Origin of the sequence: Flavobacterium branchiophilum FL-15 (assembly GCF_000253275.1) — a bacterium.
GTDB lineage: Bacteria > Bacteroidota > Bacteroidia > Flavobacteriales > Flavobacteriaceae > Flavobacterium > Flavobacterium branchiophilum.
In genome coordinates this window covers 2,017,431-2,031,401 of the sequence record NC_016001.1, presented here as the reverse complement: position 1 = coordinate 2,031,401, position 13,971 = coordinate 2,017,431, and the positions used below count along the sequence as shown (strand labels likewise).

The 13,971-nt window shown below is 33.5% G+C and carries 11 protein-coding genes; 10 read left to right on the top strand and 1 reads right to left on the bottom strand.

Translation table 11 applies throughout. From position 1 onward, the window contains the following. Positions 1–18: 18 nt before the first annotated feature. From FBFL15_RS08765 to FBFL15_RS08750, 4 genes are all read left to right on the top strand, one after another. A complete protein-coding gene (locus tag FBFL15_RS08765) occupies positions 19–636 on the top strand; it encodes a PASTA domain-containing protein (RefSeq protein ID WP_014084253.1) in 618 nt (205 codons plus the stop codon). Then, complete coding sequence (locus tag FBFL15_RS08760; RefSeq protein WP_014084252.1) at positions 626–1,666, top strand: RluA family pseudouridine synthase; 1,041 nt, start codon at positions 626–628, stop codon at positions 1,664–1,666. Before FBFL15_RS08765 ends, FBFL15_RS08760 begins: the two co-directional genes overlap by 11 nt. A 12-nt stretch (positions 1,667–1,678) precedes the next feature. Next, positions 1,679–3,124 carry a leucyl aminopeptidase family protein gene (locus FBFL15_RS08755; protein ID WP_014084251.1) on the top strand — a complete coding sequence of 482 codons (1,446 nt, stop codon included), beginning with the start codon at positions 1,679–1,681 and terminating at the stop codon, positions 3,122–3,124. Between the two features lie 71 nt (positions 3,125–3,195). Next, a complete protein-coding gene (locus tag FBFL15_RS08750) occupies positions 3,196–4,797 on the top strand; it encodes a helix-turn-helix transcriptional regulator (RefSeq protein ID WP_014084250.1) in 1,602 nt (533 codons plus the stop codon). Between the two features lie 787 nt (positions 4,798–5,584). On the opposite strand, the gene FBFL15_RS16330 is transcribed toward FBFL15_RS08750, so the two are convergent. Then, positions 5,585–5,776, bottom strand: a complete 192-nt coding sequence (locus FBFL15_RS16330) for a hypothetical protein (protein WP_148267908.1) — start codon at positions 5,774–5,776, stop codon at positions 5,585–5,587. A gap of 90 nt (positions 5,777–5,866) precedes the next feature. Between FBFL15_RS16330 and FBFL15_RS08745 the strand changes: the two genes are divergently transcribed. The 6 genes from FBFL15_RS08745 (at position 5,867) to FBFL15_RS08715 (ending at position 13,943) form a co-directional block, all read left to right on the top strand. After that, positions 5,867–6,814: an SPFH domain-containing protein gene (locus FBFL15_RS08745; RefSeq protein ID WP_014084249.1), complete on the top strand. Its 948-nt coding sequence runs from the start codon at positions 5,867–5,869 to the stop codon at positions 6,812–6,814. A 5-nt stretch (positions 6,815–6,819) separates the two neighbouring features. Continuing rightward, positions 6,820–7,071, top strand: coding sequence for a hypothetical protein (locus FBFL15_RS08740; RefSeq protein ID WP_014084248.1), 252 nt, complete (start codon positions 6,820–6,822; stop codon positions 7,069–7,071). Positions 7,072–7,092: 21 nt separating this feature from the next. Then, positions 7,093–8,037, top strand: coding sequence for a hypothetical protein (locus FBFL15_RS08735; RefSeq protein ID WP_014084247.1), 945 nt, complete (start codon positions 7,093–7,095; stop codon positions 8,035–8,037). Positions 8,038–8,064: 27 nt separating this feature from the next. Continuing rightward, complete coding sequence (locus FBFL15_RS08730; protein WP_014084246.1) at positions 8,065–9,024, top strand: DUF6620 family protein; 960 nt, start codon at positions 8,065–8,067, stop codon at positions 9,022–9,024. 269 nt (positions 9,025–9,293) lie between these two features. Further along, entirely contained in the window at positions 9,294–10,628 is a 1,335-nt protein-coding gene (locus FBFL15_RS08720) for an SWIM zinc finger family protein (protein ID WP_014084245.1), read from the top strand. A gap of 222 nt (positions 10,629–10,850) precedes the next feature. Continuing rightward, complete coding sequence (locus tag FBFL15_RS08715) at positions 10,851–13,943, top strand: DUF6493 family protein (RefSeq protein ID WP_014084244.1); 3,093 nt, start codon at positions 10,851–10,853, stop codon at positions 13,941–13,943. Positions 13,944–13,971 lie beyond the last annotated feature (28 nt).

Sequence of the window (13,971 nt, the reverse complement as noted above, 5' to 3'; positions counted from 1 at the left end):
TAAAATTAATATTGAGTTATGAGTTTAAGAAAATATTTAACAAGTAAGGTTTTTTTTGTCCAAATATGGAGTGCTATTGGCATTTTTGCGGTGATTGGATTTTTGTTTATGTATTGGTTGGAATATGCTACAAAACATGGTGAAGTGGTTGTTGTACCTAATTTGTCGAAATTGAGTGAGGAGCAGGTAGAAGAAAAATTGGATCGATTGAATTTGGAATATGTCCTTTTGGATACGATGGATTATAATCCTGATTATCCAAAATTGAGTGTTTTGGAGCAGGATCCTGTTGCGGGTATGCAGGTAAAAGAGGGCAGAAAAGTGTATATTCGGATAAATGATAATGGCTATACGATGGTTAGGATTCCGAATTTGATTCAGCAAACGTATCGACAAGCCGTTCCTACGTTGCGAGCTATGGGATTGAGCGAGGGAACCAAAACGTATGTGCCAGATATTGGAAAAGACATGGTTTTGGAAATGCGATTGAATGGCAAAGTGTTGCGACCAGGCGACAAGGTATTGAAATCGTCAAAAATTGATTTGTTTGTTGGGGACGGGAAATCCCTTTTTGACGAAAGTGAACTGGATAGTACAAAAGTAGAAACTACAGAAAAACCTGCAGATGAACAATAATATGGCCGTTTTTGAGCCTGAGGATGAGTTATTTGAGCATTTTAAATTTGAAGTGCCAAAGGGGCAATTGCTGTTGCGGATAGATAAATTTTTGATGAATTTGATTCCAAATGCTACCCGAAATAAGATACAAACAGCAGCAACTTCGGGTAATATTTATGTAAATGGAAAAATTGTAAAATCGAATTACAAGGTAAAGCCTTTGGATTTGGTTCAAATCATGTTGTCGCATCCACCATTTGAAAACAGGATAGATCCAGAGGATATTCCGCTAGATATTGTATATGAAGATGAAGCGTTGTTGCTTATCAATAAGCCTGCTGGCTTGGTAGTACACCCAGGACATGGCAATTATACGGGTACGTTGGTGAATGCCTTGGCATTTCATTTTCAGAATTTGCCTATGAATAGTAGTGAACGGCCAGGACTGGTCCATCGGATAGACAAAGATACTTCGGGCTTGTTAGTGATTGCAAAAACCGAGGCCGCCATGACCCATTTGGCCAAACAATTTGAACAAAAAACATCTGAAAGGGAATATATAGCTATGGTTTGGGGAAATTTGAAAGAAGATTTTGGGACTATAGAAGGAAATATAGCCCGTCATTTGAAAGATAGAATGCAAATGGCCGTTTTTGACGATCCAGATGTTGGTAAGCCAGCGATTACACATTATAAAGTTTTGGAAAGATTTGGTTATGTTACTTTAATATCTTGTAAGTTGGAAACAGGAAGAACCCATCAAATTAGGGTTCATTTAAAACATATAGGACATCCGTTGTTTAATGACGCAAGATATGGCGGCGATTTGATATTGAAAGGGACTACTTTTACAAAATACAAGCAATTTATAGACAATTGTTTTAAAATATTGCCAAGGCAGGCTTTGCATGCCAAAACATTAGGTTTTGTTCATCCGACTACCAATGAAATGATGCGGTTTGACACTGCATTGCCCATTGATATGAAAAATTGTATTGAAAAATGGCGACAATATTCTAATAACCACTTAGTTGAAGACGAAATATAACACAAAAAAAATATGAAGACCTCCATTATAAACCCAATAGATCAAAATTTTGAAGGAACCATTATTATGCCCTTTTTTGAAGTATCTGAAGAGCAACATATTGTTTATCAGGATATTAAAGTTAATAAAAAAATATTTTCAGGAAAAAAAGATACTCAATATTGTATAGAAACCCCTCAAAATATTGTATTATTAGTTGGAGTAGGAGTGGGGCAAGAATATGACATTTTACGCAAAATTTTTCGTAATGTTTCTCGAAAAAATAAAACCTTATTTGAGGAAAAAACCCTTTTGGTTTTGCCAGATTCTATGAATGACAATCAAATAGAAGCTATTTTCATTGGATTGTATTGGGGTACTTATGATTTGGGATTTTATAAAAATAATCCATTACATCCATTTTTAGACCCAAGCTTTGTACTGAACATTCATGCTAAAAATGCTAATACAAGTGTTATTGAAAAGAGTATTAAAATAGCAAAAGCCCAAATAGACACCATGAAATTGGTTGATTTGCCACCCAATGTAGTAACACCAAAATATTTAGCACAACATGTTCAGGAACTGTCAGACAAAGTTGGTTTTACAACAACAGTTTTAGGATTTGATGCCTGTAAAACAGCGGGTTTAGAGGCTTTTTTATCTGTTGGAAAAGGAAGTCAGCATGAGCCTCAATTTATCATCATGGAATATGTTCCAAAAACTTATAGTAAAAAAACAAAACACATTGGACTTGTAGGTAAAGGGATTACATTTGATACAGGCGGCTTGAATATCAAAACAGCTGCAATGGTACAAATGAAAACAGATATGGCAGGAGGTGCTGCCGTTATTGGAGCTATGCAATTGATTGCTGATTTGGGATTGGATGTTTGTGTAACTGCCATTGTGCCTGCGTGTGAAAATGCGGTAGATGCAAAATCATTTTTGCCTAGCGATATTATCAAAAGTTACAGCGGTCATACTATCGAAATAGTAGATACCGATGCGGAAGGAAGGTTGATTTTGGCAGATGGTTTATCCTATTTGATTCAAAATTATAAACCCGAAATTATTATAGATTTGGCTACCTTAACAGGCAGTTGCATTGGTACTTTTGGGTTTGAAACAGCAGCTTTATTTTCAAACAATAAAGAAATACTAGCAAATTTGCAAGAAATAGGACAATCTATTAATGAAAAATTATGGCCATTGCCACTATGGGATTGTTATCAATCAGATATAGAAAGTGAATTTGCAGATGTAAAAAACTATTCAGGAAAACCATTTGCTGGAGCTATTTCAGCAGCAAAATTTTTGGAATTTTTTACAGAAAAGCACCCAGCATGGGCTCATATCGATATTGCTGGTGTAAGTTTTGTGGATGATGAATTTGCGAAAACAAAACACGCTACGGCTTTTGGAGTACAATTATTATTAAATTTTATTGAAAAAACAATAGAAAATGCTAATTTATAAAAAATATTTTTACTTTTTTTTTATTTTTATAGGTTTGACGTTGAGCACATTTGCACAACAAAATCAAATTATTGAAGCCTATAAATTTAAGATTTATAGATAGTTCTAAATCTATACAATTACAACAAAAAATTTATAAAGAAGCAGTTTCAACATCAAATACAGAAACCGAATTGATGTCAAATTGCTTTTTGTCATTAACATATTTGAGGTTTAAAAAACTTCCTTTGTCTCAAAAACATATAGAAAATGCAAGTTTAATATTGCCAAAAATTACTAATAATACTGTTTTAGGATATTATTATTACGCATTGTATAGATATAAACTGTATATAGATGTACTTGGTTATGAAAATGATTTGTTGAAAGCCTTAGATTTATTTGAAAAATCTAAAAATTATGATTTTGCTGCATTAGCGGCTTTGGGTATTGCCAATTCTGGTGCTACAATTGATGTTCATTTTTTGGAGAAAGCCACCCAGTTTTCAAAATTAACAACAAATAATGATATTCAATTAGAAACCCAAATTTGTCATGCTACTTATTTGAAAGAAAAATACCAAGCTCCTAATTCAAAATTACAAATCAATCAGGTTTTTGAGGCTTATCAAAAAGCTATAGTACTTGCTCAAAAACCAACATATAATAAAATGAATGTAGCGGTTTCCTATTTGAACTACGCAAATTTTTTGGCATCTACTCATCAAAAAACGAACGAAATTTTACCATTAATACAAAAAGCCTTATATTATGCTGAAAAATTTGGCATAGTAAGTGTAGTAAGAAATTGTTATGGCATTAGGGGGCTATATTTATTAGAACAAAAAAAATATGACCAAGCAGCGCTTTCGTTTAAAGAAGGAATCCAATATTTAAAAAAACTCCCATTTAAAGACTATCCAACAGAAAAAAAGTTTTATCAGGATTTGAAATTAATAGCTATGTATAATAATAATTACAAACAATATTATGAATATGATCTATTATTTCAAGAAGCTACTACATTAGCAAATGAAAGTGAAAGAGAAAGCTTGATTCAAAATGCAACTGCCAAGTATGATTTAAAATCAAAAGAAGAAAAAATCACATTATTATCTAAAGAAAATCAACTAAAAGATGCCTTGATAATAGCTTCACTTTTGGCTATTTTGCTAGGTGCAGGTATGTTTTTTTATTATTATAAAAACATAAAAATGAATCAAAAATATTTTGAACAAAATAGGATAAAGTTAGAAAAAGAAAAACAACAAACCCAAAAAGAGTTAATGAATAGTGTATTGCATTTAGAAAAGAAAAATGAAATTTTAAATGAACTCAAGGATAAATTATTAATTCAAAATAAAGAGCAAAATGCTACTATAAATAATGTTATCTTTAAAACAATAGATGAAGGATTGGTGATTGATGATGATTTTCAGAAATTTAAAAATAATTTTAACACTATTTACCCTGAATTTTTTGATAAATTACAACAAAAAGCTTCTAATAATCTTACTCAATTGGATTTAAAATATTGTGGTTTTATTTTAATGAAAGTTACAAACAAAGAAATGGCTTCGCAAATGAATGTAGAACCCAAAAGTATAAGAATGGCTAGATACAGAATTAAACAAAAATTAAATTTATCGAAAGAGGAAGATTTAGATGAATTTATTCAAAATACGATTGAATAAAGTTTTTTATGTTGGAGCCTAAAAGCAATTTCATTTTTTTTTAATATTATAATTCTTGTTAATTAATTACTTTCAAAATTGGGTTTTAAATCATTATATTTATTTTTTTGTTACTACAAAATGGAATCAATTATTTTATTAATTTTTTCTATTTTTTTTAAATCAAAAAAACAATTGCTACTTTTTGTTATTTTTTTAAATAACTGTAAATCAGCAACTTAATTTTTTGTAGTCGCCTAATAGACACTCAAAAGTTATAATTGAATTTTAGTTTTATTATTGAAACCGAAAACTAACCTACATTTGCAATATACAAACAACATTGAAAGCAATAAAACTTTGCCCCAAAATTTGCTTTGAATTTCTCATTTATTAATTTTTAATATTAAAATTATTAAAATTGTTTTGTAGAATTTTCAATTGAATAATTGATTTATAAATTAATAAATGAGACGACCTACGGAATAACCCCTCTTAATATCCTGTTTTGTAAAATATGAATTATTAAATTTTATCTTACAAATATTTTTATATTATAATATTATTTAATTTATTCAAACAAATGGTATCAACAATATGATTTGTTGAAATTACTAATTCTTTCAATTTACTCCTCAAATGAAATTCATTGTCAACTATAATGAACAATGTTTAACATTCAGAAATACTTCATTTATATATTTTTCTATTTTCAAATACTATTATTAACTTACTAATTTTAATGAAATTAAAGTAAGAATTTCATAAGTTTATATGAAAAAATCATTTATCATTAAATAAATTTTTTTTAATGATCTAATTGATTATTAATAAAGCTGTTTGAATTGATTAAAATACTATAAATTTTATTTGGCATTACAAAATGTAACTTTCTGATTTTCTGATACAAATAAGCATGTAGTCGCCAAATAGACAATGGTTCTATTTGCATAGACGCACAATAGACTAAAGAAAAACAGTATAATTCTAAAGTATTCATAGTTTTGGCAATACATTTTTGATGATGTTCAAAAATGTAATTGTGAATTAATTTAAAGTTAATTCTAATTTTAATTAAAATCAAAACTTTATGAAAGCTCCTTTTATCGAAATTATTGAAGCCACCACTCCCGACCCCAATCTTTTGATGTGGAAATATGAAGACGAAGACAAAGAAATTAAAAACGGCGCAAAACTAACCGTTAGAGAAACCCAACACGCTATGTTCCTCAATGAAGGACAATTGGCAGATGTTTTTGGACCAGGATTACACACCCTTTCTACCGAAAATATTCCGCTTTTAAGTCAATTAAAAGGCTGGAAATACGGTTTTGAAAGTCCGTTTAAAGCCGATATTTATTTCTTCAATACCCATCAATTCATCAATAACAAATGGGGAACACCCGCACCAATCTTGATGAAAGACCCTGATTTTGGTCAAGTACGCATTCGTGCTTTTGGAAGTTTTGACTTCAAAATTGCCGATGTTGCTACCTTTTTTCGTCAATATTGTGGCACATATTTTCAGTTGACTTTATTTGAATTGCAATCGCAATTGCGTGATTTTGTTGCACCAAAATTTGGCGAAGTTTTGGCCAATCAAAACCTTGCTGTCACCGATGTAGCAGGCAATATTTCAGATTTGAGCAAAAGAGTAGAACCAGAACTAAAAACTTATTTTTCACAATTGGGAATTGAACTGACACAATTCATCATCACCAGTGTAACGCTGCCCGAAGAAGTTACTGCTCATTATGACAAAATGACCAATATCAATATGGTGAAAGATATGGATAAATTTACCCAATTTAACACCGCTACCGCTATTGGCGATGGAAAAAGCGGGCTAAATGATGCAGTACAACAAGGTGCTATGCTCAATATGATGATGCAACAAATGCAACAAAATCAGCTAGTTACTACTCAAACCGAAGCCATTCCAGCAAAATTAAAACAACTGAAAGATTTGTTTGATGCAGGAATTATTGAAGAAGATGATTTTAAAGCAAAAAAAGCCGATTTATTAAGCAAACTTTAATCAGAATGGAGGATAAAAAACCACTTTCATTTGTTGAGAAAATGAAATTAAAAGCCCAAAGTCAAAAAACGTATGGGATAGACGAAAATAATGCGTTTAAAGAAGCAAAAATGGATGCTGCCGATTGCCCAAATTGTGGAGCAGGTAGAGCAAAACAAGAGGGTTTAACCCATTGTGCTTACTGCGGTCACGAATTTTTAGCTGTCAAATTAACCGATGGCATTTTTATCAAAAAAGAAGACAATTCCAATTCTTAAATTCATAAAAAATTAAAAATTATGTTTGGATTATTCAACAAAAAAGACAATTCTTCCTCCCATTCGCAATCGAGTGAATGGCTGCCCCAAATTCAAGAAAACCAACAACGTTTTTTTGATTTTTTGGACAAATTAGAAATAAAAATGCAAGAACTTACCGATGCGGCCATTCCCGAATTGACTGAAATGAGAAACAGCACTGAAGAAAGCTTCAAAATGGATTTTCATCGTATGAAATCAGGTATAGACGGGCAATTAGAGAATATTCGTAAGAAAGTCTATGACGTTCACAACGAAAAAATATTAGATTTATACCAAGAAATCAAACACGATTATTCGCCAAAAGACAAAGATAAAGAGGTACTAGACACCTTTAGAAATGAATGTAGAAGTCGATACAATCTCTTTGAAGAAAAGTATCAAGCAGCAAGGGAGGCAATAGACGCAACCGATTATGAAGATTATGAAATTGCCTATCAAAAAGTGCTAGACGAATATGCCGCTATCAAAGATAAATTTCATTGCAAACAATGCGGAAGTCCCATTTCTATTGAGAAAATATTTTTTATCAATGTGCATTTGGCTTGTTCCGCCTGTCAAACCCAAAATACCTTTGAGCCTAGTACTCAAGCCAGAATGGTACAACATTTTGCACAAGATTTGGCCCACCAAAGAGCGGCTGATTTATATGAAAAATACAAAATAGAATCCGAAAAAGAACGTTTGTTTTATCACGAAATGCACCCGCTGAAATTGAGTTTAAATTTTGAAAAAGATGCGAAAATAAAGTCCGAAACTGAATCAAAAATTGCTGATTTGGAAGCCAAAAGGCAAGAATCTATTCAAAACACCCCCATTTTTCACAAAGACTATTTGCATAAAAAATATGCCGAATGGAAAAAAATCACCCCCGATATGGAAGCCCATCTCGAAACCAGATTACAAAACGATTTATCAAATATTTAATTCATTAACCCCTAAAATTTTATTATTATGTTCAAAAAACTATTTGGCTCTATTACAGGCAACGAAGAAAAAAAAGTGCAAAATACTCAAAATCAAGTATTTGAAAACACCCAAAATGAATCTTATGAAGAGGATTATGAGGACGAAGACTATGAAGAATACGACCCAGAAACCCTCCACGGAACGCATTATGATGTTGAAGATTTTGATGAAGAAGTAGAACGCTTATCCCAAGCTTGGATTGAACAAGAAGGCATTACCAGCCAATCTGAAATCAACAATGTGTATCACAACTATCGAAGAGACGTTTATATGGCTTGGAACGAGTGCGACTCCGACCAATATATCCGTTTTGACAACCGAAATTCATTGGCACACCACGGCGTTGCACAAATGGGCAACAACATGCAAGAGGACGAAAACAACCCACTTTTAGCGCCTGTTCACGGCATTTCACTTAGAGATTATTCGGCTATTTGTGCCAAATTAGGTTCTAGCGTTGCCGAAGAAGATATCTACAAAGCTTTCGGAATTGATGCCACAATTTGGGGCGAAGTGAACACGGTTTGGCCTGCTCGAATGGCAGAAGACACCACTTTTAGCGTTTCGGTTTTGTTTGGACAATATTATGCTGAAGCCGACCAACACCCTAAACTTCAAGGAGTTAAAACCAATCTATCCGAAGAGGGAGAGGCCAATTTGGAACGTTTGAAAAATGATATCTATTTTTATTATGAACTAACGGGTGCTCGCCAAGCCGCTTATGAATATGGCATGGACGGTGCGCAGTGGATTTTGGATAATTATGGCATTGGATTGGGCGATTTTCAAGGCGTAGCTATGAAATATATGGAGATTCAAAACCAAAATTTCAACTCAAACGACATCCAACATTACCTAGATTATCAAAATCAAAAACAAGAGGAATATGCCAAAATTTTCGCAGCAGAACAAGGCGGAAATGTGGCAGATGATGTAGAGTTTTAATTGTTTTTGGGCGTTACCACAAGGGTCGGGCTGTCCGTTTCAATTTTTTTTTTATGGTTGTAGTTTTCAGTTGAATGATTTCGATAAAAACAAAAATCATTTTTACAAAACAAATTCAAACAACCATAAAAAAAAGGATTTCCACTTCCATCCCTAACGCAGTTTACGGTAAAAGGATATATTTTGCCAAAAGAAAAAAACAACTTATCTTTAAACCATTTTCTATTTCAACTTTTATTTTTACATACAAACCTAATAAACCTATATAAATGAACGACTTAGCATTTGATTTCAAAACCGCTTCTACGATAAGCAAAACCAAGGGTATTCATAATTTGGTGCTGGCACATCAATCGGAATTGCAGGAAGTGAATAACATTCCTTGCTTTTTTTGGGGCAATTTGACACAACCGTATTTAACGGCTAAATGTTGGAGCACGATTGCCAAAGTGGTGCGGTCAAGTTTTGGTCCCATTCCTGCAAGTTTGCGTGACCCAATTGTTACGGCAGGTGAAAAACAAATTCGGTTTGAAGGATTTTCGTCTTGCAATGGTGTGTATGTGCGTTTGGACATGAAACCCAATGCCATTGATGGAGAATTTATTGCAAGTGGCACAACCAATGTAGATTTTAACGAACCCATGCTTAATGCATTGAATGCTATACAAAAATCGGAAAAAGTTACCCTTGCGGTGGGCGAACAAGAGCTACAAGTAATCACAACAAAAGCCAAAGTTACCGAACGGAAAGTAACACTACCCATCCGATGGATTAAGGGTTTGACAAGTGTGCAATTGTATTTGGCAGACATGGAACAAAAATATGAATTAAACAAATTACAAACCATTCAACTCTTTAATTCCTTGCCAAAAGGAAATGTGAAAGGCGATTTTTACATATCGAAACGGGCAGGTAAAATGATGTTTTCTACTTTGTTGAGTGCCGATTGTGTTCGTATAGGCGGGGTGCAACGATTGCGATTATTGGAAGGCGTTTTGCCACTATTGGATAAGGTATTTATCTATGAATCTTCGGATAAAGAGACTTGTGCTTTGGTGTGTGAGTTTGGGAGTATGCAATTGCTAATGGCGTTTTCACCCGATAATTATAGAGGGTTTTCAGGAGAAGGAAAGGCATTGGAACAGATGACCGAAAACTTGCCATTGGAATGGGTGTATGGTTTAAATTCCTTGTTGAAAGCCAACGAAACCTTCAACCCTACTTTGTTATCCATTGAAAATGATATTGATTTCGGTACAATGGACAACCTCAGCGCTAGTTTGTCATCAATGGGGCTTTTGGGTTTTGATTTGCTAGATAATTCTCATTTTTACAGACGCTTGCCATTTAAAACCGAACGCATATTGAGCTTGAACCCAAGATTGAAAAATGCTAAAAAACTTATTGAAAACAATGATATTCAGTTTATTACAAAAAATGACACCTTGATTGAAGCATTTGTAAAAGGGACAGGTGTGCAACACAAAGTGGTAATTCAAAATGGAGAAGCGAGATGCACTTGTGATTGGTTTTCTTCATATCAAGGAAAAAGAGGGATTTGCAAACACATATTGGGTGTTAAATTATTAGAAAATGAAGTATAATATATAGAAAAAAGCTTCCATAATTAGAAATTGGTTCTATTATGAAGGGGTCGCATTAGGGATTGAAGTGGAAATCCTTTTTGAGCCCCCCAGCCCCCGAAGGGGGAGTTGTTGTACGGGAATTTATATAAATATCTAATAACACTGTAACAAAAAGATTGCAACGAAAAGCCCGACCCGTAGGGGAATGCCAAAAAAAAATAGATTAAAAATAAAATAAACATGAAAAAACATTTAAAATATATAGACGGTACATCGGATAAATTTTGGCAAATTGAAGCACAAGGGATTCAATTTACGGTAACTTATGGCAAAAATGGCACTTCTGGTACCTCACAAACCAAAACATTTTCGACCGAAGCCGAATGCTTGAAAATGGCTGAGAAATTAGTAGCTGAAAAAATAAAAAAAGGCTATTCCGAATCGGGCGAAGTGATTGTGGACAGCAGTAGCAAAGCAGGAAAAGCCAAAACAGCAATTCAAGAAATCACAGCGGAATATGACCAGCTCATCAAAGAAAAAAGAATGGAAGCGTTGTTGCCTTTTTTACAAGAAAAAGTAAAAGGAAATGTAACCGAGTTCAAAAAACATTTGAAAAAATGTAAAAAATATTGGTGTGATTATGCCGATTTGACCAATGAACCTGAATTTAAAAAGAAGGCAAGCTATAATTGGGGAAGACGCGGCGATGAAATCCAAACCAAAATTATCAATTTGACAGCAATGGCGGTAGTGGACAAGACCGAAATCAATGCTTTTGATGGAATTGCTTCGTATTTGGAAGCCATGACAACCGATGCTATAATTAAAGAACTAATTTTTTGGGCAAAACCCAACTGGATTGCCGAATATTTGTTGAATTTGGTAAAAAGAAACGAATGGGCTTCCATTTCCTATTACACCTTGCGCTATTTGGAACAGGAAAAATTAATAGCATTTCATGCAGAATTGTATGCCATTAGTTTGGCACAATACAACGAATATCAAGTTAAGGATTCGGCACAAAATTTCATCAAAAAATTGGCACTAGATGCCCTTGCATTGCAACGCGATGTGCCTTTATTGTTTGAATATGAAACCGCTATAAACAATGTGTATTTCCGAACCAATAACGATCAACCCTATAATCAATTCAAATTGTGGCATGTTGCTTTATTGCAATTTGTGAACGATGGCAACTTGAAAAGAGCCACCATTATTGAGAATAGTTTGTTGATACAGACCAAAGAATGGAACAACGGAATAAAAACATTCTTCAAAAAAGTAGTTGAAGAAATAAAACCTACGACAGAAGAATTGATTGCGAACCAAAATGTTATCTTTACTTTTTTGCAAAATGCTTATGCTCCAATAATCACGTTTGGAGTGGACTTGTGCAAAACAATTTTTGAAGATAAGAAATTCAAAATCAACGATTTTTTGGAATGGTTAGAACCTATGTTTTATAGAGAAGACGCCAAAGGAAGCATTAAAAAACTATTGCCAATCTTGGAAAAAATTTCAAAAACCAATACCAAAACCAGCACGAGAATTGCCCATTTGGTAAGCAACGTTTTTGTGATTTCCGATTTGACTTTGCAAGAACGCGCTTTGAAAACCCTACTAAAAACTGCCAATAAAAAAGATAAAACGATTAAAGAAAAACTATTGGAATATGTGGGTCAAATGCAAGGTTCGGTAAAATTGCAATTGGGCGATTTTTTAGGCAATGAAGCCGATGAAAATGCCGTTTTTGAAGTTGAAAAGTACCATTATCAACCTGAGAAGGTCAACAAATTAGTAAGTGAGGTACATTTACCAACCGATTGGAACGAAATTTTGTTTCAATTTGGAAAATTCATAACTAATGAGGGCATTTTAGATGCAGAAATCTTGATGCATTCGTTGGTGTTGCAGCGGCATTTGTTTCCAGCGGATTACCAAAAACAATTGGAGCCTTATGAAAAACAATTACATAAAACGTATTTTAGTTGTGCCGCAAAAGACTTTGTAAAAGGCTATTTGACCCAAAAAATAATGCATTTGGATAAAAAAGCCGATACCAAATTTAAAAGTTATAATACGGTGAAAACGATGTATTTCTATATTTCCATTTTAGAATGCATCGATGAAAAAATCCAATCGAAACGTGCGTTGCCTTTATTGAGTTTTCCAACCCACGAACCGCATTGGGTAGCACCAAAAACGATTTTGGAACGCCTAATTGCTTATCAAAACGCAAATGAAACTATAGATTTTAATGATTTGACCTTGGCCATTTCGAGAATGCCTTTGGAACAGGTTGAAGATGCGATACCGCTACTGTCCCAATTGGAAACCGAGATGAAAAATTTGTTTGAATTTTGTTTTGGGATGCACAAAGAGATAAAAATTCCGAAAGAAGGTATTTTGAATACTTTATTTCAAAAAGCGGGAGGCGAAACGTTGCAATCAAAATATACCGCACTTTGGGCAGTGGCGGCACAAACGTTTTATCCGAATGAAACTTTTGAAGCCTTTGAGAAAACGACTATTGCAGGAGTTGCATTTGCGGGGAAACCCTTTCAAAATCCGATCAATTTTGTTGAAAAACACAATGAATGGGTGGATTATCGCACCAAAGAAAAAATGCGTCATTCTTGGATGGAGTTGGCTGTGGAACTGCCAGGTTATAAAAAAATTCCAAATCATTTGTTGTATAGTTTGGATTGCTATTTTGTTGGAAAAAACAGTTGGTACCACCATTTGTATGGGGGCGATTCGGTTTACTATTGGAACGATTTGATGCCACAAAACAAAGAACCACTAGCACTGAAGTTATTGCTTGCTGCTTGTGTGAATACCAGTTCAGGTTCCGATATACTTACTGCCTTTTTGCATTTGGCAAACCGTACCGATTTTGTGTTTTCAAATTATTGTAGTACCGTTTTTGCCTGTTGTTTCTTTATGGATAAAAAAGATGTTCGGCTTTTGGCATCGGAAGTGATGTATCAAAAAATTGAAAATCAAACCCTTCCAATGGAACAGTTGTATTTGGTATTTGCCTATTTAATTTCAAATAATTATGGGGTGTTTGGACGGTTTTCCGATGCAGTTTTGAGCATTAAAGACAGTTCGCCATTACACAATCAGGCGTTGTTTTTGTTGCTAGATGGCGTACTTTCCAATTGGACTTTAGTTGAAAAATTGCCAACCAATTTCAAAAAATTTATGGAGAATTATTATGATTTGGCAACCAAATTAAATCAAAAACCATCAGATAAAGCGAAGCAATTTTTGATGCCTTTTCAAGAAAATACGAGTTTGAAGAAGTTGGTTCAAGCACTAACAAAATAATATTTGATAAATTATTTTTAAAAATTAT

Excerpts from the sequence above, each read along its gene's own strand:
- FBFL15_RS08765 (WP_014084253.1), top strand. The coding sequence starts at position 19 with ATGAGTTTAAGAAAATATTTAACAAGTAAGGTTTTTTTTGTCCAAATA.
- FBFL15_RS08760 (WP_014084252.1), top strand. The coding sequence starts at position 626 with ATGAACAATAATATGGCCGTTTTTGAGCCTGAGGATGAGTTATTTGAG.
- FBFL15_RS08755 (WP_014084251.1), top strand. The coding sequence starts at position 1,679 with ATGAAGACCTCCATTATAAACCCAATAGATCAAAATTTTGAAGGAACC.
- FBFL15_RS16330 (WP_148267908.1), bottom strand. The coding sequence starts at position 5,776 with ATGAATACTTTAGAATTATACTGTTTTTCTTTAGTCTATTGTGCGTCT.
- FBFL15_RS08745 (WP_014084249.1), top strand. The coding sequence starts at position 5,867 with ATGAAAGCTCCTTTTATCGAAATTATTGAAGCCACCACTCCCGACCCC.
- FBFL15_RS08740 (WP_014084248.1), top strand. The coding sequence starts at position 6,820 with ATGGAGGATAAAAAACCACTTTCATTTGTTGAGAAAATGAAATTAAAA.
- FBFL15_RS08735 (WP_014084247.1), top strand. The coding sequence starts at position 7,093 with ATGTTTGGATTATTCAACAAAAAAGACAATTCTTCCTCCCATTCGCAA.
- FBFL15_RS08730 (WP_014084246.1), top strand. The coding sequence starts at position 8,065 with ATGTTCAAAAAACTATTTGGCTCTATTACAGGCAACGAAGAAAAAAAA.
- FBFL15_RS08720 (WP_014084245.1), top strand. The coding sequence starts at position 9,294 with ATGAACGACTTAGCATTTGATTTCAAAACCGCTTCTACGATAAGCAAA.
- FBFL15_RS08715 (WP_014084244.1), top strand. The coding sequence starts at position 10,851 with ATGAAAAAACATTTAAAATATATAGACGGTACATCGGATAAATTTTGG.